This is a genomic window from uncultured Roseobacter sp., from assembly GCF_947501835.1.
In the GTDB taxonomy this organism is placed as follows: Bacteria; Pseudomonadota; Alphaproteobacteria; order Rhodobacterales; family Rhodobacteraceae; genus Roseobacter.
In genome coordinates this window covers 146,783-165,455 of record NZ_CANMXR010000001.1, presented here as the reverse complement: position 1 = coordinate 165,455, position 18,673 = coordinate 146,783, and the positions used below count along the sequence as shown (strand labels likewise).

Below are 18,673 nucleotides of genomic sequence, written 5' to 3'. Positions count from 1 at the left end.
CAAGAAAAAAGGCGAGTGCTAAAATGGCGTCGGACAGACAGAACCTTCAGGATGCGTTCCTGAACCATGTACGCAAGACTAAAGTTCCTGTGACAATCTTCCTGATCAATGGGGTGAAGCTGCAAGGTGTGATCACCTGGTTCGATAATTTCTGTGTGCTGCTACGGCGCGACGGACAGTCCCAGCTTGTCTACAAACATGCCATTTCGACCATCATGCCCAGCCAACCGATCAGCCTGTATGAGGGCGAAGACGCTTCTTGAGCAAAGCGCCATTTCAAATCGAGAATGACGAGGCAGCGCGGGTCACGCGCGCCTGGGTCCTGCATCCTGACATCAAATCCGACCCCGAACGTCGCCTGGCCGATCACGCACTGGCAGAGGCCATGTCGCTGGCGCGCGCCCTGCCGGAGCTGGAGGTCGTGGGCGGCGAGATCGTGCCGCTCAAGACCGTGCGGGCGGGCATGCTCTTTGGCTCCGGCAAGATCGCCGAGATCAAACAGATGTTGGAAGCGCAGGAGATTGAGCTGGTTCTGGTCGATGGCCCCGTTAGCCCGGTACAGCAGCGCAACCTCGAAAAAGCATGGGGCGTGAAACTGCTTGATCGCACCGGGTTGATCCTGGAGATCTTCAGCGACCGTGCGGCGACGCGCGAGGGTGTGCTGCAGGTGGAGATGGCCGCGTTGAGCTATCAGCGCACGCGGCTGGTGCGCGCCTGGACCCACCTGGAACGGCAACGGGGCGGTCTGGGGTTTGTTGGCGGTCCCGGCGAGACACAGATCGAGGCGGACAGGCGCGCGATTGATGACCAGCTGACCCGCTTGCGACGTCAGTTGGAAAAGGTGGTAAAAACACGGGCCTTACACCGGGCCGCCCGCGCCAAGGTGCCCTATCCGATTGTGGCGCTGGTGGGCTATACGAACGCTGGCAAATCCACGCTCTTCAACCGCCTGACAGGGGCAGAGGTGATGGCCAAGGACATGCTTTTTGCCACGCTTGATCCGACCATGCGGCGGTTGCATTTACCGGACGGGCCAGAGGTGATCCTGTCGGACACGGTCGGGTTCATCTCTGATCTGCCCACCGAACTGGTGGCCTCCTTCCGGGCGACGCTCGAAGAGGTGCTGGCGGCGGATGTGATCTGCCACGTACGAGATATTTCGCACCCCGAAACCGAAGAGCAGGCGCAGGACGTGCGCGAGATCATGGCGTCGCTGGGCGTGGAGGACGACCGTCCGAGCTTTGAGGTCTGGAACAAGCTGGACCTGATGACCCCTGAGGCTGCCGAGGCCATGCAGGCCCGTGCCGCGCGCGATGATCATGTCTTTGCCATCTCGGCGCTCACCGGCGCAGGGGTGGACCCGCTTCTGGCGGCAATCACGACGCAGCTGCAGGGAGCCAAGCGCGAAACGGAGCTGAGCCTGGGATTTGCTGACGGGAAAAAGCGGGCCTGGCTGTTCGATCACGAACTGGTCGAGACGGAACGCCAGACCGACGAGGGCTTTGAGATCACCGTGCGCTGGACCGCTCGGCAAGAAGCGCAGTTCGCGCGTCTGTGATGGCCTCGTAGGGTGGGCCTATGGGCCACCTGCGTCGGCAAACCGCCAGGCACCGGGCGCCAGTTCATTCAGATGCCATTGGCCGATCTGAACCCGGATCAGGCGCAGACATGGCAGCCCGACATGCGCGGTCATGCGCCGAACCTGCCGGTTTTTGCCCTCCCTGAGCATGATCCGCAGCCAGGCATCGGGCACGGTTTTGCGGAACCGTACCGGGGGATCGCGCGGCCAGAGGGGATCAGGCGGGTCAATCTGGATGACGTCGGCGGGTTTTGTCACGCCGTCCTTCAGGCGCACACCGCCCCTGAGCGCATCCAGCGCCTGTGCGTCGGGCGTGCCTTCGACCTGCACCAGATAGTTTTTCGCCATCTTATGCTTGGGGTTGGCAATGCGCGCCTGCAGCTTGCCATCATCGGTGAGCACCATCAGCCCTTCGCTGTCCTTGTCCAGCCGCCCGGCAGGGTAAAATCCCGGCACGTCGATAAAGGCGGATAAGGTTGGGCGCGGCGTGCCTTCGGTCCCCTTGTCGGTGAACTGCGACAGTACGCCGAAAGGTTTGTGAAACAGGATGACGCGGGACATCGGGCTATTGCTGCGGTCTCAATACGGTGACACCCACGGCAGCCGCTCGCGCGAGACCTTCATCCAGTGACATCGGAATATATTCGCCGCGCCGCCAAAGCTGCGCCATGTCGTCATAGTGCCGCGACAGGAAGTGGCCCGACTGGCCAGTTGAGGTGATGAAAACGGAGCTGTCCGGGTCGGCGAAATCATAGACCCCGCGATAGGCCGCGCCATGCACGTTGTGGAAAGGGTTTTCGCCCCGCCCGCTGGTCAGACCGCGCTGCAGCGTGTTGTCGCCGCCGTTGGTCGACTGGCGGATGTTCACAAAAAACCGCAGGATCGGAATGCTACCCAGGGCCGCGTGATCATGTGTGGCCTGATGCGCGTCGCCCCAGCGCAGCGATTCAAGCTGTGGCCCCCAGGTCTCCTCAATCCAGATGAGCGCATCATCCAACGCCAGCCGCGCCATGTCGGCGCAGGTTTCCACCGGCGCGGATTGGATCACGTCACACCACACCGAGGCCCCGTCGATGTCGCGAAAGGCACGTTCGATGAACAGTGGCTCCACATGGGTCAGCTCGCTGGCCAGCGGTCCCAGCTCATCCCGCACCATGCGGTCCTGCAGGCTGCGCAGCCATGCCGCATAGATCAGCGGCTCGGGCATGTGTTCGTTCATCTCACCTGACCATCCTGCAAGCAGGGTCAGGGCACGCTGGCGTTGCCGCAGCGGCGTCCCCTCGGGGGCGGCCTCGCCGGTAAACCATAGCTCGGCACCGATTAGCGGCAGGAGCGAGCGCGCGGTGAAGCTGACCGTGTCCAGCTGCGCTTCGATGAAACTGTCGCGGGTATGGACTTCGCGGGCCTGCATCAGGCGCTGCCATCGCTGCACCCGTTGTGTGTCCTCCCAGTCAAAGGAGACGTGGTTGGGAAAGGGGCGGTCTACAAGCTTGTTGTTGGTATTGCCCAATATCCCGCCGTTGGGGGCAATGAATTCCGGGTTGGCGGCGTAGGGCAAGCGCCCCTGCCAGCGGTTGGACTCGATCCAGCCGGGGCTGGGCAGGCGGCCCTGGCTCTGGTGGCGCGCATCCCGACGGGGCATCGCGCCAATCATTTTCATGCCGATCTCATTGCGGTCCGCCAACATCAGGTTCTGCGCCGGTGCGATGTAATCTTCGGCTGCGGCAACCCCTTCGCGCACGGATTTTGCCCCCATCAGCTTCATCGCTGCGGTCATCGACGTGTCGTTCGGGCTCAGCACGGTCCAGGCGAGGGAGGCGACATGCCCAGGCGGGGTAATGCTGGCCAGATTGTAATGGGTGCCCGGCAAAACCGGCCCATTGTCGGTCCAGCGCAGGGTGATGGTGATGGGGGTGGAATCCTTGATGTTGATGATGGACCCGCGTTTTTCAAAAGTCTTGTAGCCATCCGGCGTGCGGTATTCTTCGGGGTTGTCCGGGTTCAGCGCTTCGACATAAACGTCCTGGTCGTCCATGCCGGCGGCAGTCAGACCCCACCCCAGCGCCTCACTGCGACCGCTGAGCACGATGGGCATGCCGGGGATGGTCGCGCCGATGATGCTGCCTGATTGCAATTGCATGCGTGCCAGATACCAGATGGAGGGGGCGGAGAACCCCAGGTGCGGGTCATTTGCCAGCAGCGTCCCGCCAGAGGCGGAGCGCGAGGGGGCAGCAGCCCAGGCATTTGATGCGCCTGCAAAAGCATGCCGCTGGAAGGGCGACAAGGGGTGCGGGTCGAGCGGTATGCTCTGCGCAAACCGGGACACCCCCGGCACAAGCTGGGAATACTCGGGCAGGGCGGCCAGCCCGCTGCCCGGCGCGTCGGGCAGAATATCGGCCAGCCGGTTCGCATCCGGCAAGGCCAGCGACATGCGCGCCCGCAGCACCTCCTTGTCGAGATGTCCGGAGAGCCGCAGCCCCATCAATTTGATGATCGCAATCGAATCCGATGGCCGCCAGGCTGAGACCGGCGCGTTGAACAGGAACATTTCCGGCGCGCCCCGCCCCAGGGCGCTGGCATTGATCTCGTCCAGCCGGGCATTCACACCGGTGGCATAGGCGCGCAGCATCAGGTTGGTGCGTTCGTCCTGCGCATCCACCGAGGCACCGGCCAGCGCATAAAGATCCAGCCGCCGCATCAGCTTGTCGATATTCACCGTTGCGGTGCCAAAGACTTCGGACAATCGACCCTGTGCCGTGCGGCGCAGCATCGTCATCTGCCACAACCGGTCCTGCGCATGAGCATAGCCAAGCGCGTAGAAGACATCGGTATCGGCCTCGCCGAAGATATGCGGCACGTTGGCATTGTCGCGCACAATCTCGACAGGGGCAGTGAGATAGGGCAGTTCGAGGACCTTGTCATAGTCCGGCAGCGACCGTGACGCGAGGTAGTAGACCAGGACCACACCCAACACGACAATCACCACCAGAGTGGCCGCCAGCCGCACCAACCATCTAAAGATCAGATTCATTCATGCCCCGTGTGAAAAGTCCGACGTTTTGTTGACCCTTGGGTTCTGACTGTTAGGTAGGAGAACAGCGTAACGCAACACGGAAAAAGAGAAGGGCAAACATATGGCCAAGCTGGCATTTTTAGGACTGGGCGTCATGGGAGGCCCAATGGCGGGCCATTTGCAAAAAGCAGGTCACGATGTGACGGTCTACAACCGCACCGCGTCCAAGGCCGAAGACTGGGTGGCGGCCCATGGTGGCGCGATGGCGAAAACGCCCCGCGAAGTGGCCGAGGGCGCTGATTTTGTCATGGCCTGTGTGGGCAATGACGATGACCTGCGGTCCGTCTGTCTGGGGCCGGACGGGGCCTTTGCTGGGATGGCATCAGGGGCAGTCTTTGTTGACCACACAACTGTTTCTGCCGCAGTGACGCGTGAGCTTTATGCCGCTGCCAATGACAGTCAGGTCAGCTTTGTCGATGCGCCGATCTCCGGCGGGCAGGCCGGTGCCGAAAACGCCGCGCTTTCGATCATGTGTGGCGGGGATGCGGGCGCTTATGAGCGCGCGCTGCCGATCATGGAGGTTTATTCCAAGATCTGCCGCCGCATCGGTGACAGTGGCGCAGGCCAGATGACCAAGATGTGCAATCAGATCGCCATCGCCGGTCTGGTGCAGGGGCTGAGCGAAGCGCTGCATTTTGCCGACAAGGCGGGGCTCGATGGCCGTGCGGTGGTGGAAGTGATCAGCCAGGGCGCCGCTGGCAGCTGGCAAATGAACAACCGCTATGAAACCATGCTGGACGATCATTTCGATCACGGGTTTGCCACCGACTGGATGCGCAAGGATCTTGGGATTTGCCTGTCCACCGCGGATGAAACCGGTGCAAGCCTGCCAGTGACCGCATTGGTGGATCAGTTCTACAAGGACGTCCAGAAAATGGGTGGCGGGCGCTGGGATACCTCCAGCCTCTTCAAACGCTTGCAGGCGTCGGGCTGACGCAACGCCAAAAGCGCCCCTTGATCGCAGGGGGCGCTTTGACATTGACGGCTCAGGGAATGATCCGCGAGTATTTGGTGCCTTGCAGGGTTGCACCGACCAGCAGGCCCGCGCGGCCAAAGACGGCGGCCAGGACCGGCGCAAAGGTGGTGGTCGAATCCGCCTTGAACCCGTCCCCCTGATCCGAGATCACATATCTGACGTCGCCCCCCACGGCCCAGCCCGGCGAGCGCCGGAAATTGGTCAGTGCTTCCTCAGTCATGAAGAACAGCACGTGGGAATATTGCTGTCCGCCAATCTGCAAGCCACCAGACAGCTGGGTGGTGGAATAGTAATCGACCGTCACGTCGCCCACGCGCAATGCGCCGCGCCCGTATGCGCCACCAAACCCGAAGCCGGCCTCTGTCACCAGGGGCATCACCAACATGCCGTTGGCCTTTTCCGCCAGATTACGTGTGTTTGGGAAGCTGCGGTACATTTCCTGCAGCGTGGAGTCGACGCGGGCGTCGATGGTTGCCGCCCCGCGCGACCCGATGCCATTGCCGCAGGCCGCCGTCACCGATACGCCCGCAAGCGCGCCAAGGGTGAAGACCCTGCGTGAGAGTTTTGGATTTTCCATGTTATCCGCCTGTAAAATGTTGCTCGTGTGTCGGTTGATCCGACTTATGCGCGAACATACGCCGATTGCGTGGCGCTGTCACTGAAAAGGTCACAGGCTGCGCGGCTTACCGCTTTGCGTTCAGCAATCGGGCGGCGGCAGGGGCGAAATAGGTAAGAATGCCATCGCAGCCCGCGCGTTTGAAGGCCATCAGGCTTTCCATCATGGCCTTTTCGCCATCAATCCAGCCATGTTCGGCGGCGGCCTGGATCATGCTGAATTCACCGGACACTTGATAGGCATAGGTCGGCGCGCCAAAGGTGTCTTTCACCCGGCGGCAGATGTCGAGATAGGGCAGGCCGGGTTTGACCATCACCATGTCCGCCCCTTCGCGCAGATCCCGCTCGATCAGGCGCAGCGCTTCGTCTGAATTGCCCGGGTCCATCTGGTAGGTCTTCTTGTCGCCGATCAGCGCGCCTGAGGCCCCCACTGCATCGCGGAACGGACCATAGAAGGCCGAGGCATATTTGGCCGCATAACTCAGGATCATCACGTTCTGATGGCCATGGGTTTCGAGAGCGCTGCGCATCGCGCCAATGCGCCCGTCCATCATGTCGGAGGGGCCAATAATATCGGCCCCCGCCTCAGCCTGCGCCAGCGTCATCTTGACCAGGGCCTCGATGGTGCGGTCGTTGACGATTTCGCCGTTCTCCACAAACCCGTCGTGCCCGTTGATGTTATAGGTGTCGAGCGCCACATCCGTCATCACCGCGATCTCAGGCACCGCCTGTTTGATCGCGCGAATGGCGCGGTTGGCGTGGTTTTCCGGATCCCAGGCGCCCGCGCAATCCTCGGTGCGTTCTTCGATTCCGGTGTAGGGAAAGATGCAAATCGCCGGAATGCCCAGATCTGCGGCCTCGCGCGCCGCCTTGACGATCTTGTCGACGGACCGGCGGTAGACACCGGGCATCGAGGGGATCGGCTCCTCGATCCCGTCTCCCGCGCGCACAAAAACCGGCCAGATAAAATCATCCACGCTGAGGCTGTTTTCACGGGTCAGGGCGCGCGTGGCCGGGCTTTGCCGGGTGCGGCGCAGGCGGGTCATCGGAAAGGGGGCTTGAGTGGGGCGCATGGGCGATGTGTCCAGTTTGTGTGACACTTCATGCTTGCCACGGATTTTTCCGCAAGCCAAGGGTAGGAATTGCCGAAATCCAAGGCTAAGAGGGGGCGTCAAAACAGGTAAAGCGTTTCCCTTGAGTTTCTATCAAAGTGTCTTCGAACTAATTGACATGCGGTCCTTCTCGAACCTGTGGTTCTGGATTGCCTTGGCCGTGCTCTGGTCGACGGCCAGCCATTGGGTTCTGGGCGTTCCCTACGATATGGTGCTGCGCGCGCGCAGAAATGGCGGGCAGGCCGAGCAGGACCTCGAAGACCTCGTGCGGATCAACACCAACCGGCTGCTTTTCATCGCCAGCGTATCCGGTCTGTGGCTTCTGGGCTTTGGCTGCTTTTTACTGACCGGGCTCTGCGTGCTGGGGTTCTTCTATGGCGTCGAGATCGCCCAGGCGTTGTTTTTACTAGGGTTTCCAATGTCGATTGTCGGCCTGATTTCGCTGTCGACGTCGCGCCTGATCCAGCATGAAGCGGCGAGTGGCGAGCAGTTGCGGCGCAGGCTGACGCGGCACCGTCTCTATGTTCAGATCACCGGCATGATTTCGATTTTTGTAACGGCCCTCTGGGGGATGTATCAAAACCTCGCCGTGGGTCCATTGGGCGGTTGACACCGGCGCCCCGAACGCCAATTGAAGCAGCCCATGGCTGAGCAAACGCATATCACCGTCTCCGGCGTGCCCGAAGGGTTTGACGCGCAGTTTCTGCTGTCGGAGCTGGCACGTCGGGACGGGCCGATCCTGCATGTGGCGCGCGATGACAAGCGGCTCGCGGCGTTGCAGGCGGCGCTGCGCTTTTTTGCCCCAGATATGCCGGTGGTGGTGTTTCCCGGCTGGGACTGCTTGCCCTACGACCGGGTGTCGCCAAATGCGGATATTTCCGCGCAGCGCATGGCGACGCTGGCGGGTCTGGTGCACGGCATGCCGGATCGCTTCATCCTGCTGACCACGCTCAACGCCGCCACGCAGCGGGTCCCGGCGCGCGCAACGCTCAAGGATGCGGCGTTTTCGGCCCGTGTCGGGGACCGGGTGGACGAAAGCGCTCTGCGAACCTTCCTTGTGCGCATGGGGTTTGTGCAGAGCCCCACAGTGACCGAGCCGGGCGACTATGCCATCAGGGGCGGGATCATCGATATCTTTCCGCCCGGCGATCTGGGGCCTGTGCGGCTTGATCTCTTTGGCGATGTGTTGGACGGCGCGCGCCGCTTTGATGCCGCCACACAGCGGACCACCGAAAAGCTCGATATTGTTGAATTGGCGCCCGTGTCCGAAGTGATCCTGGACGAGGCCGCGATCACGCGGTTCCGGCAGAATTACCGGATCGAATTTGGCGCCGCGGGGACGGATGATCCGCTCTACGAAGCGATCAGCGCCGGGCGCAAACATCAGGGCGCGGAACACTGGTTGCCGTTTTTCCACGAGGCGTTGGAGACGCTCTTTGATTATGTCCCGCAGGCGGTGATCACGCTGGATGATCAGGTTACGCCAATCCGTCTGGCGCGGTGGGACAGCATCGCGGATCAGTACGAGACCCGGCGCTTGGCGATGGCGCACCGCTCCAAGATGGACAGCGTCTATAAGCCCAGCCCGCCGGACGGGCTATATCTGGACGATGCGGCATGGGAGGCGCTCACGGCCAAGCGTCGGGTCTCGCAAATCGCGGCGTTGCCCCAGCCCACGGGCCTTGGCGTCACCGATGCTGGCGCGCGGATTGGCCGTAACTTTGCGCCGGAACGCCAGCAGGAATCTTTAAGCCTTTTCGGTGCATTGGCGGCACATATTAAAGTCAAATTAGACGACGGTCCGGTGCTGATCGCCAGCTATTCCGAGGGCGCGCGCGAGCGTCTGACCGGGCTGATCGAGGACGAAGGGCTGGCCGAGGCGATCCCGGTGCCAAACGCCACCCGCATCGGCAAACGCGGGCTGCATCTGGCGGTCTGGGCGCTGGAACACGGGTTTGAAGCACCTGGTCTTACCGTGATCTCGGAGCAGGATGTGCTGGGTGACCGGCTGATCCGGGGGGCGAAGAAAAAGCGCCGCGCAGAGAACTTTCTTACGGAGACGCAATCGCTCAGCCCCGGCGATCTGATCGTGCATGTGGATCACGGGATTGGCCGCTACAAGGGGCTGGAGGTTGTCACCGCAGCCGGGGCCGCACATGAATGTATCCTTTTGGAATATGCCGAAGGGTCAAAACTTTACCTGCCGGTGGAGAACATCGAGCTGCTCTCGAAATACGGGCACGAAGAGGGGCTGCTTGACCGTCTGGGCGGCGGCGCGTGGCAGGCCAAGAAAGCGCGGCTCAAGGAGCGCATCCGCGAGATTGCCGACAAGCTGATCCGGGTCGCAGCCGAACGCGCGCTGCGCAAGGCGCCGGTGCTGGAGCCGCCCGCAGGTATGTGGGACGCGTTTTCCGCGCGTTTCCCCTATCAGGAAACCGATGATCAACTGCGCGCCATTGGTGATGTCATTGATGATCTGACCTCCGGCAATCCGATGGACCGGCTGGTGTGCGGCGATGTTGGTTTTGGCAAAACCGAAGTGGCCATGCGCGCGGCCTTTGTGGCTGCCATGTCGGGCGTGCAGGTCGCGGTGATCGCGCCGACGACCTTGCTGGCGCGGCAGCATTACAAGAGCTTCGCCGAGCGGTTCCGGGGCTTTCCGATCAACGTGCGCCAGTTGAGCCGTTTCGTCTCAGTCAAGGAGGCCAATGCCACGCGCGACGGCATGGCGCGCGGCACCGTGGACATCGTGATCGGCACTCATGCGCTGCTGGCCAAAGGCATCCGCTTTCAGAACCTCGGGCTGCTGGTCATCGATGAGGAACAGCATTTCGGCGTGACGCACAAGGAGCGTCTGAAACAGCTGCGCACCGACATCCACGTGCTGACGCTCACCGCCACACCGATCCCGCGGACATTGCAGCTGAGCCTCACCGGCGTGCGGGACCTCAGCATCATCGGCACGCCGCCGGTGGACAGGCTGGCGATCCGCACCTATGTCAGCGAATTCGATACGGTGACGCTGCGCGAGGCGCTCTTGCGCGAACACTATCGTGGCGGGCAGTCGTTCTATGTGGTGCCGCGTATTTCCGATCTGCCGGAGATCGAGGAGTTCCTGAAGGAACAATTGCCCGAACTGACCTATGTGGTGGCCCATGGTCAGATGGCAGCGGGTGAGCTGGATGACCGCATGAACGCCTTTTACGACGGCAAATTCGACATTCTGCTGGCCACGACCATCGTCGAATCCGGGCTCGATATCCCGACGGCCAATACGATGGTGGTGCACCGGGCGGACATGTTCGGATTGGCACAGCTTTATCAGATACGGGGCCGCGTTGGGCGCTCCAAGACGCGCGCCTATGCCTATCTGACCACGAAACCGCGTGCCAGGCTGACGGCCACGGCGGAGAAACGGCTGCGGGTGCTCTCAAGCCTCGACACGCTGGGGGCGGGGTTTACGCTGGCCAGCCAGGACCTCGACATTCGCGGGGCGGGTAACCTGCTGGGCGAAGAGCAATCGGGGCAGATGCGCGATGTGGGCTTCGAGCTTTATCAGTCGATGCTGGAGGAGGCGATTGCCAAGATCCGCGCGGGCGAAATGGAAGGGCTCTCGGAGGCCGATGACCAATGGGCGCCACAGATCAATCTTGGCGTGCCGGTCCTGATCCCCGAAGACTATGTGCCCGATCTGGACGTGCGCCTGGGGCTTTACCGGCGCCTGTCAAGCTTGACCACGAAAGTTGAACTGGAAGGGTTCGCCGCAGAACTCATCGACCGCTTTGGCAAGCTGCCGCGTGAGGTCAACACGCTGATGCTGGTGGTGCGGATCAAAGCCATGTGCAAGCGTGCTGGCATCGCCAAGCTGGATGGCGGCCCCAAGGGCGCGACCATCCAGTTTCACAACGACAAATTCGCCTCCCCCAAAGGTCTGGTGGAATTCATTCAGGACCAGCGCGGCATGGCAAAGGTCAAGGACAACAAGATCGTGGTGCGCCGCGACTGGAAGGCGGATGCCGATAAGATCAAGGGTGCCTTTGCCATCGCCCGCGATCTGGCGGAAAAAGTTGTGGCGGAGAAAAAGGCCCGGAAAAAGGCGAAAGCCAGCTGATCATTCAGCGGGCAGGCGCGCCTCGATCCGTCCCATGTAGCGCATCAGCACAAATGCCATTGTCGCCATGAGCAGAATGGCCCCGACCAGCGGGCGGATCGTCCCGTCGAAAAGCAGCCCGATGGGCGATGCGATCGCGGCGGCCAACACGGTTGAGACGGCACCGATTACACTCGCGGCCATGCCCGCGATATGTCCCATCGGTTCCATCGCAATGGCGTTGAGATTGCCGATGGTCAGCCCCGCCTGAAAGAACAGATAGGCCTGCCAGAAGGCAAAAACGGCAAAGGTGCTGGTGCCGAAGGTTTCGTTCTGGACCAGCACCGTGGCAGAGAGCACGATCTGGATCGACAGGGCGATGGTGATCAGGCGGCGCATGCCCAGACGCACCACCAGCATGGCATTGAGAAAACTCGCCCCCGCAGACACCAGCGCGATGCCACCGAACCAGAAGTGGAAGGTATCCTGCTTGTCGTAGACATGTTCGTAAATCGGCTGGATCAGCATCAGGACTGAGAACAGCATCGACATGCACAGGGTCTGCACAAGGATCGACAGCCGCACGATGGGATGTGTGAACATGTCGCGTACCGCGTCGAGCAGCAGGCGCATCCGGAGCGGGCGACGGTTTTCCCGCGGCAGGGTTTCCGGTAATCGCAGGATAAGCCAAGCCGCTGAAATCACGGAGAAAACGATAAACGCCATGAAAATGCCGCGCCAGCCGCTTGTGGTGATGATCACATAGCCCAGGGTGGGGGCAAACCCGGGCACCAGCGTGAAGATCATCATCACGATGGAGACAATCTTGGCCATTTCGCGCCCGGAAAAGAGATCCCGAATGACGGCAATGGACACGACGCGCGGACCGGCGGCGCCAAGCCCCTGCAGGATGCGGGCCGCAATGACCACCTCGAAACTGGCGCTGGCCCAGGCGATGGCAGAGGCGAGGATATAGACCGCAGCACCACATACCATCACCGTCTTGCGCCCGAAGGCATCGGACAGCGGGCCGGTGAAAAACGTCCCGATGCCCATGCCAAGCACGAATGCAGTCATGATCAGCGGTGCGCGGGTCGGATCGTCGGGCGTTAGCTCCTGCGCGATGTTCGGCAGGGCTGGCAGCATCGCGTCGATTGAAAACGCGATGGTGGCAAACATCATCGCCATCAGGGCAATAAACTCAACCCGCCCAATTGCGGGCTGTGATACTGGTTCCGACACGATAAAACTCCTAGCCGAAAGCGAAATAGAGCCTCGGTTGATCGGGTGTAACTCAGAGTTGTATTACAAACAATGTCACAATTTTACACAATGCGGCCTGCGCTTCTGTGGGGATGAAAATTGCCGTCAGGCGGCGGCAGAAAGCTCGCTGATCACCTTCGCCCATAGCTCAGGCGGTTGCGCGCCCGGCACCGCGTGTTTGCCCGCAACAATGAAGGTCGGGACGGAATTGACGCCCATGGATCGGCTGTGCGCATCACGCTTGCGGATGTCTTCTTCATCCGCATCAGAGGTCAAGAGTTTGCGGACCACGGCGGCATCCATCTCGATACCATCGGCAATATCCGCCAGCACATCGTGGTCGCCGATATCCCGTGCATCGACGAAATAGGCTTGAAATAATGCGGAAACGGCGGCTGTTTGCCGTCCCTCGATGCCCGCCCAATGGATCAGGCGGTGCGCATCCAGCGTGTTGGGGGTGCGTTTCATCCCCTCGAAATCGATCTTCAGCCCGGCCGCTTCGGCGTGCTCGACCACGGGCGCATAGGCGCGCACGGCGCCTTCCTTGCCGCCAAACTTGCCCTCCAGATAGGCGCGGCGGTCCATCCCGTCGAGGGGCATGTCGGGGTTCAGCTGAAACGGGTGCCACTCAATGACAAAGGGATGATCCGGCGTGTCGGCCAGCGCCTTGTCGAGATGGGTCTTGCCGATATAGCACCACGGGCAAATCGGGTCGGACATGATGTCGAGCTTGATGGTGTTGGTCATTTCGTCGCCTCGAAACCGGCCCGCAGGGCGCGCCGCAGTATTTTGCCATTGGCCCCCATGGGCAGCTCCGGCAGGTGAACATATAGGCGCGGTTGTTTATATCGTGCCAACTTATCAGACACATAGGTGTGCAACTCGTGATCGTCCAGTGCCGCGGGGCCGGTGTAGAAAGCCGCAATCACCCGCGCGTCGGTTTTGATCTCGACATCGGTGACCGCGACGGCGGTGATATCGGCGCGCGCGGTCAGCACGGATTCGACCTCGATGGGAGAGACCCGGTAGCCGCCCGCGTTCATCATATCGTCGTTTCGACCCAGATAGGTGATCTGCCCATCCTCGGACATCACCCCCTGATCGCCGGTCAGGAACCACTCCCCCTGCCATTTGGCTGCGGTTTCTTCGGGGGCGTTCAGGTATCCCAGCATCAGGCCAGGATCGTCGCGATGCACCGCGATGGTCCCTTCGGTGCCCAGCGGTACCGGCCCGTCCTCGCCCATCAGCGCCACGCGCCGCCCGGGTTGGGGTCGCCCCAGCGTGTCCGCGGAGGTTGGCAGACCCGGTGCACTGGAAATGAAGGTCGAGCATTCGGACATGCCATAGGCTTCGAAGACCTGCGTCCCCGTGAGCGCGGTCCAGGCCTTGGCAATGCGGGGCGGCAGTTTTTCCCCGGCGCTGAGGCCGTGGCGCAGCGCACGGCTTTCGAAAGGTGCGTTTTGCTTGAGAAGTTGGCGGTAAACCCCTGGTGCGGCTGCGAATATCGTGGCGCGATGCTTTGTGAGTAGGTCGGGTAAGGCTTGGGCTCCGGTGCCTGCAGCGGGGATCAGGGCGGTGGCACCGACCGTCCACGGGTCCATCAGGCCGGTGCCCAAGGTGTAGGTCCAATTGAATGCGCCCGCGTGCAGCAGCCGGTCATGTGCCGTCAGCCCGTACCAGCCGTCAAACATCATGCGCCGCGCCCAGATGGCACGGTGCGCGTGCAGCACGCTGCGCGGCACACCCGAAGTGCCCGAGGTGTAGATGATATAGCCCAACCGGTCGGGATCTCCCATGTGGAAGTCTGCTGGCGGCAACGCCCTGAACGCGCGCAGTTGGTCAAGACCGCAGATTGCCGGGTCCTCCGGGCAGGCTACGTCAGGATCGCGCAAAATCGCTTTGGGGTTGGTTTCCGTAATGATTTTAGCGGTTTCAGGTTCGGTCAATGCGGAGGAGGTCGGAATGGGCACCAGGCCCGCAGTCAGCGCGCCCAGATACGCGATGGGGAAATCAACGGTATTGCCCAGCCGCATCAGCACCTTGTCGCCGGGCTTCAGACCAAGACCCAGAAAACCGGTGGCGGTGCCGCGCACCGCAGCTTCGAGTGCCGAGAACGTCCATGTTTCAACGTCATCCTGACCGAGGACCAACAGCGCTTCTTTCTGTGGGTCTTGGTTCGCGGCGGCCAGAACGTAGGCTGCCATGTTGAAGGGCCGGGGGCAGGGCGCGGGGGGCCCTTCGTCGAAAACTGAAAGCATGATGGCGTGCTAGCGCGACGCTCCCTGCGTTGCAAGCCTGCCTGCTTGGCCTTATAGCTTTAGGATGACAAACGCAGACCCAAAAACCCTGATCCAGATTGCACGCCAGACCGGTACAGAGGAACACGGCGCGCCCGTGGACCTCGGCCAGCGCGTGCGTGAGTTGCGCAAGGCACGGAACTGGACATTGGAACATGCCGCCAGTCAGGCCGGGCTGGCACGCTCAACGCTGAGCAAGATCGAAAACGGCCAGATGTCCCCCACCTATGACGCGCTGAAAAAACTGGCTGTGGGTTTGGAAATCTCGATCCCGCAGCTTTTCACGCCGCCGCAAGCGGGCCAGATCAACGGGCGTATGGCGGTCACGAAATCCGGACAGGGCGCAGGCCAGGCAACGGTGACCTACGAGCATGAGTTGCTCGCTGAAACCTTGACCAAGAAGCAGATGTTGCCTTACCGCGCACGGGTAAGGGCGCGGAAGATGGAGGAATTCGAAGGTTGGGTGCGCCACGACGGCGAGGAATTTCTATATGTGTTGACCGGCGTGATCCGGCTCTACACCGAATTCTATGAGCCGGTCGAAATGCGCCGGGGCGACAGCGCCTACTACGACGCGACCATGGGCCACAACGTGGTGTCGGTCAGCGAGGAAGACGCCAATATCCTCTGGGTCACGTCACTGACCTGAGGTCAGAGGATCAGCTTGGATCGTACCACCATGTTTCCGGCATGAAATTCGGCCCATCGCCATAGATGGGCAGGACGTCGGGGTATTTCATTTCCTTGATGTGCGCGATCTGACCGGTGGTGAATTGCCAGAACGGGACGACATAGCGTCCGGCGGTGAGCACACGGTCCAGCGCCCGCACGGCGGCGACAAATTCCTGCTTCTCCTTGGCGGCCAGCATGGCATCGATCATCCCGTCCACGGCGGGTGACGCGACCCCCATCAGGTTGCGCGATCCCGGTTGGTCCGCGGCCTCTGACCCCCAGTAAAACCGCTGTTCATTGCCGGGCGACAGCGACAGTGCCCGCCGGTAGTAGGTCATGTCGAAATCAAATTCATTTGTGCGTGCCGTGTATTGCGCGCTGTCGGTTGTTTCGATGGCGACATCGACACCGAGCCGTTTCAGGCCGGAGACATAGAGGTCGGCGATGGCGATGTTCTCGCTGCTGTCTTGCGCCAGCAGGATGGTGAACCTCAGTGGCTGACCCGATGTATTGCGCATCTGACCATCTTGCGGGGTCCAGCCCGCCTCGGCCAGCAAGGCCATGGCCGCCCGGATGCCTTTGCGGTTGCGGGCGGAGCCGTCGGATTGTGGCAACGCGTAGCCCTCCAGGGTGCCGGGCAAAAGCTGGGCCGCAAAGGGCGTGAGCAATTCAGATACCGCGCCCCCTGCGGGCCCGGCCTGCATTGCCAGACCGGAATTGGAGAAATAGGAGGTGATCCGCGGCTGCGCGCCGCCGGTCAGCGTGTCGTTGATGTATTCGAAGTTGAAGGCCTGGATCATCGCCTCGCGCACGCGCCAGTCATCAAAGGGGGGCCTGCGCGTGTTCATCACAAAACCGGTCATGCCGGAGGGTTTCTGATGCGGTATTTCCGACTTGATGACGTCACCACGGTCGATGCTGGGGAAATTATACTGTGTCGCCCATTTTTCGGCATTGAACTCGCGCAGCGCTGAGATGTCACCACCTTTGAAAGCCTCGAAAAGGACGGTGGCATCGCCGTAGAAATCCAGCTTGATGCGGTCGATGTTATGGGTGCCGCGCCGGAAGGGCACGTCCGTACCCCAATAATCCGGATTGCGGGTCAATTGCACAAACCGTCCCGCTTCGTAATTGGACACCACGTAAGGCCCGGTCCCGATGGGCACGTCGGCCAGCTGTGCATTGGCAAAATCGCGTCCTTCCCATTGGGCACGGCTGAGGATCGGACGCATGCCAGCCAGCAGCGCCAGCTCACGATTGTCGGTGTTGAAGGTGATGCGCAGGGATCTTGGGCCGGTCTGGGTAATGCTCTCGATCTGGTCACCCAGCCCGTGGTAGCGCGGATGCCCGTCGGTGCCGAGCAGTTCGTAGGAGAAAATCACATCATCCACGGTCACGGGCGTGCCATCGGAAAACCGGGCCTCTTCGCGCAGGGTGAAAGCGACCCAAGAGCGGTCCTCGGGCACCTCAACCGATTCGGCCAAAAGCCCGTAAAGGGTGAAGGGCTCGTCCCAGGAACGGCCCATCAGGGCCTCGTGCGTAAAAAAGCTCAACTGCCAGGGAACGGTGCCCTTGCGCACGAAGGGATTGAGGCTGTCAAACCCGCCGGTGTTGCCCAGCGTGATACTGCCCCCCTTGGGCGCGTCGGGGCGCGCATAGGGCAGAGACACAAAATCAGGTGGCAATGCCGGGGACCCATACATAGATATCCCGTGTTGCGGTTCAGCAACCGCGGCATTGACCCAGAGAATCGCTGCCCACGCGATCAAAATCCGCAAAAGAGCGCGGAAAAAAACAGTACCCATTTTGGAGACAATCTCCTGCTGCCCTTGTTTTCTTGGGTCTCAGACTACCGAGGTATTTACGTCTTATCAAACTTTTAGCTTGGACTGCGGCGTGAGATTGCTTATAAAGAGATCACTGCTCGATAGGTTTCTTGCCTGTATGAAACCTGCCTCAATAACTTAACGCCTGCCTTGTGCAGGCGTTTTTTTTGGCCCCGCAACTTTGCCCATCTTCTGGTCAGGGTTGCAGCCCGCCCCTGGGCGCACAACCACCGGATCGGTCGGACCTGCGAAAAGAGCGTTTCCTTTGCAGTCGCAGCAATGCATGATGTGTGCAACGCAGCATTAGCTCAGACTGGAAGGACCAAGTTTCATGGCATATGAGATTTCATTGGCAGGGAAGACCGCCGTTATCACCGGATCAAATTCCGGCATTGGGCTGGGGATCGCCTGGGAACTGGCCCGCGCGGGCGCGGATGTGGTGTTGAATTCCTTTACCGACGCCGAGGAAGATCACGCGTTGGCGCAGCAGGTGGCGGATGAGGCGGGTGTGACCGCGCGCTACATTCAGGCGGATATGTCGAAGGGTGACCAATGCCGCCGTCTGATCGAAGAGGCCGGGCGCTGCGATATTCTGGTCAACAACGCCGGGATCCAGCATGTGGCCGCCATCCCGGAATTCCCGGTGGAAAAGTGGGATGCGATCATTGCCATCAACATGTCGTCGGCTTTCCACACCACGGCCATCGCCTTGCCGATGATGCGGTCGGCTGGCTGGGGTCGGGTGATCAACATCGCCTCCGCGCATGGGCTCACGGCGTCCCCCTACAAGGCGGCCTATATCGCTGCCAAACACGGGGTGGTCGGGCTGACCAAGACGACCGCTTTGGAGACCGCCAAGGAGCCGATCACCGCCAATGCGATCTGCCCCGGCTATGTGCTGACCCCCATCGTTGAAAAGCAGATTCCGGACACGATGAAAGAATACGACATGAGCCGCGAAGAGGTGATCGAGAACGTGATGCTGACGCGTCAGCCGTCGAAGGAATTTGCAACCGTGGAGCAAATGGGCGGCACCGCCACCTTCCTGTGTTCAGATGCAGCTGCACAGATCACCGGGACAACCATCAGTGTCGATGGCGGATGGACGGCGTTGTAAGAGGTTTTAAGCCTCCGGCGGGGATATTTCCGGCCAGAAGAAACCAATGGGTG

15 protein-coding genes are annotated in these 18,673 nt (G+C 61.3%); 7 read left to right on the top strand and 8 right to left on the bottom strand.

Annotated elements, in window-relative coordinates:
* The first annotated feature begins 23 nt into the window (after positions 1 to 23).
* Together hfq and hflX are read left to right on the top strand one after the other, a co-directional pair.
* A complete protein-coding gene (gene hfq, locus Q1A20_RS00765; RefSeq protein ID WP_007119530.1) occupies positions 24 to 263 on the top strand; it encodes an RNA chaperone Hfq in 240 nt (79 codons plus the stop codon).
* A 17-nt stretch (positions 264 to 280) separates the two neighbouring features.
* On the top strand, positions 281 to 1,558 hold the full coding sequence (gene hflX, locus Q1A20_RS00760) for a GTPase HflX (protein WP_299405168.1): 1,278 nt from the start codon (positions 281 to 283) through the stop codon (positions 1,556 to 1,558).
* 18 nt (positions 1,559 to 1,576) lie between these two features.
* Here the strand turns inward: hflX and Q1A20_RS00755 are convergent, their stop codons facing one another.
* On the bottom strand, positions 1,577 to 2,140 hold the full coding sequence (locus tag Q1A20_RS00755) for a pseudouridine synthase (protein ID WP_299404625.1): 564 nt from the start codon (positions 2,138 to 2,140) through the stop codon (positions 1,577 to 1,579).
* A 4-nt stretch (positions 2,141 to 2,144) separates the two neighbouring features.
* Positions 2,145 to 4,610: a penicillin acylase family protein gene (locus tag Q1A20_RS00750; RefSeq protein ID WP_299404628.1), complete on the bottom strand. Its 2,466-nt coding sequence runs from the start codon at positions 4,608 to 4,610 to the stop codon at positions 2,145 to 2,147.
* A 103-nt stretch (positions 4,611 to 4,713) separates the two neighbouring features.
* Here Q1A20_RS00750 and Q1A20_RS00745 point away from each other — a divergent pair, with 103 nt between their 5' ends.
* On the top strand, positions 4,714 to 5,586 hold the full coding sequence (locus Q1A20_RS00745; protein ID WP_299404630.1) for an NAD(P)-dependent oxidoreductase: 873 nt from the start codon (positions 4,714 to 4,716) through the stop codon (positions 5,584 to 5,586).
* A gap of 52 nt (positions 5,587 to 5,638) precedes the next feature.
* Here Q1A20_RS00745 and Q1A20_RS00740 read toward each other — a convergent pair whose 3' ends face one another.
* Positions 5,639 to 6,205, bottom strand: a complete 567-nt coding sequence (locus tag Q1A20_RS00740; protein WP_298969644.1) for a YSC84-related protein — start codon at positions 6,203 to 6,205, stop codon at positions 5,639 to 5,641.
* A gap of 106 nt (positions 6,206 to 6,311) precedes the next feature.
* Complete coding sequence (hemB, locus tag Q1A20_RS00735) at positions 6,312 to 7,316, bottom strand: porphobilinogen synthase (protein WP_299404634.1); 1,005 nt, start codon at positions 7,314 to 7,316, stop codon at positions 6,312 to 6,314.
* Positions 7,317 to 7,437: 121 nt separating this feature from the next.
* Here hemB and Q1A20_RS00730 point away from each other — a divergent pair, with 121 nt between their 5' ends.
* Positions 7,438 to 7,965, top strand: a complete 528-nt coding sequence (locus Q1A20_RS00730) for a component of SufBCD complex (protein WP_298969642.1) — start codon at positions 7,438 to 7,440, stop codon at positions 7,963 to 7,965.
* Positions 7,966 to 7,998: 33 nt separating this feature from the next.
* On the top strand, positions 7,999 to 11,466 hold the full coding sequence (gene mfd / locus Q1A20_RS00725) for a transcription-repair coupling factor (protein WP_299915558.1): 3,468 nt from the start codon (positions 7,999 to 8,001) through the stop codon (positions 11,464 to 11,466).
* Here mfd and Q1A20_RS00720 read toward each other — a convergent pair whose 3' ends face one another.
* The 3 genes from Q1A20_RS00720 to Q1A20_RS00710 all read right to left on the bottom strand — a co-directional run bounded on the left by Q1A20_RS00720 (position 11,467) and on the right by Q1A20_RS00710 (position 14,966).
* On the bottom strand, positions 11,467 to 12,633 hold the full coding sequence (locus Q1A20_RS00720; protein ID WP_299736472.1) for an MFS transporter: 1,167 nt from the start codon (positions 12,631 to 12,633) through the stop codon (positions 11,467 to 11,469).
* Positions 12,634 to 12,813: 180 nt separating this feature from the next.
* On the bottom strand, positions 12,814 to 13,455 hold the full coding sequence (locus Q1A20_RS00715; RefSeq protein WP_299915557.1) for a DsbA family oxidoreductase: 642 nt from the start codon (positions 13,453 to 13,455) through the stop codon (positions 12,814 to 12,816).
* The gene (locus Q1A20_RS00710; protein WP_299915555.1) at positions 13,452 to 14,966 is read right to left on the bottom strand and encodes a class I adenylate-forming enzyme family protein; all 1,515 of its coding nucleotides are present in this window, start codon (positions 14,964 to 14,966) and stop codon (positions 13,452 to 13,454) included. The genes Q1A20_RS00715 and Q1A20_RS00710 overlap by 4 nt, the downstream gene beginning before the upstream one ends.
* A gap of 64 nt (positions 14,967 to 15,030) precedes the next feature.
* Between Q1A20_RS00710 and Q1A20_RS00705 the strand changes: the two genes are divergently transcribed.
* Entirely contained in the window at positions 15,031 to 15,654 is a 624-nt protein-coding gene (locus Q1A20_RS00705; protein WP_298969638.1) for an XRE family transcriptional regulator, read from the top strand.
* A gap of 10 nt (positions 15,655 to 15,664) precedes the next feature.
* On the opposite strand, the gene Q1A20_RS00700 is transcribed toward Q1A20_RS00705, so the two are convergent.
* Positions 15,665 to 17,380: an extracellular solute-binding protein gene (locus Q1A20_RS00700; RefSeq protein ID WP_299915982.1), complete on the bottom strand. Its 1,716-nt coding sequence runs from the start codon at positions 17,378 to 17,380 to the stop codon at positions 15,665 to 15,667.
* 454 nt (positions 17,381 to 17,834) lie between these two features.
* Here Q1A20_RS00700 and Q1A20_RS00695 point away from each other — a divergent pair, with 454 nt between their 5' ends.
* Positions 17,835 to 18,620 (top strand): 3-hydroxybutyrate dehydrogenase, encoded by a 786-nt coding sequence (locus tag Q1A20_RS00695; protein ID WP_299736410.1) that lies wholly within the window; start codon positions 17,835 to 17,837, stop codon positions 18,618 to 18,620.
* The last annotated feature ends 53 nt before the right edge of the window (positions 18,621 to 18,673 follow it).

Coding starts and splice junctions, on each gene's coding strand:
- Q1A20_RS00720 (WP_299736472.1), bottom strand. CDS start 12,633: ATGGCGATGATGTTTGCCACCATCGCGTTTTCAATCGACGCGATGCTG.
- hemB (WP_299404634.1), bottom strand. CDS start 7,316: ATGCGCCCCACTCAAGCCCCCTTTCCGATGACCCGCCTGCGCCGCACC.
- Q1A20_RS00700 (WP_299915982.1), bottom strand. CDS start 17,380: ATGTATGGGTCCCCGGCATTGCCACCTGATTTTGTGTCTCTGCCCTAT.
- mfd (WP_299915558.1), top strand. CDS start 7,999: ATGGCTGAGCAAACGCATATCACCGTCTCCGGCGTGCCCGAAGGGTTT.
- Q1A20_RS00710 (WP_299915555.1), bottom strand. CDS start 14,966: ATGCTTTCAGTTTTCGACGAAGGGCCCCCCGCGCCCTGCCCCCGGCCC.
- Q1A20_RS00745 (WP_299404630.1), top strand. CDS start 4,714: ATGGCCAAGCTGGCATTTTTAGGACTGGGCGTCATGGGAGGCCCAATG.
- hfq (WP_007119530.1), top strand. CDS start 24: ATGGCGTCGGACAGACAGAACCTTCAGGATGCGTTCCTGAACCATGTA.
- Q1A20_RS00750 (WP_299404628.1), bottom strand. CDS start 4,610: ATGAATCTGATCTTTAGATGGTTGGTGCGGCTGGCGGCCACTCTGGTG.
- Q1A20_RS00705 (WP_298969638.1), top strand. CDS start 15,031: ATGACAAACGCAGACCCAAAAACCCTGATCCAGATTGCACGCCAGACC.
- Q1A20_RS00695 (WP_299736410.1), top strand. CDS start 17,835: ATGGCATATGAGATTTCATTGGCAGGGAAGACCGCCGTTATCACCGGA.
- Q1A20_RS00755 (WP_299404625.1), bottom strand. CDS start 2,140: ATGTCCCGCGTCATCCTGTTTCACAAACCTTTCGGCGTACTGTCGCAG.
- Q1A20_RS00740 (WP_298969644.1), bottom strand. CDS start 6,205: ATGGAAAATCCAAAACTCTCACGCAGGGTCTTCACCCTTGGCGCGCTT.
- Q1A20_RS00715 (WP_299915557.1), bottom strand. CDS start 13,455: ATGACCAACACCATCAAGCTCGACATCATGTCCGACCCGATTTGCCCG.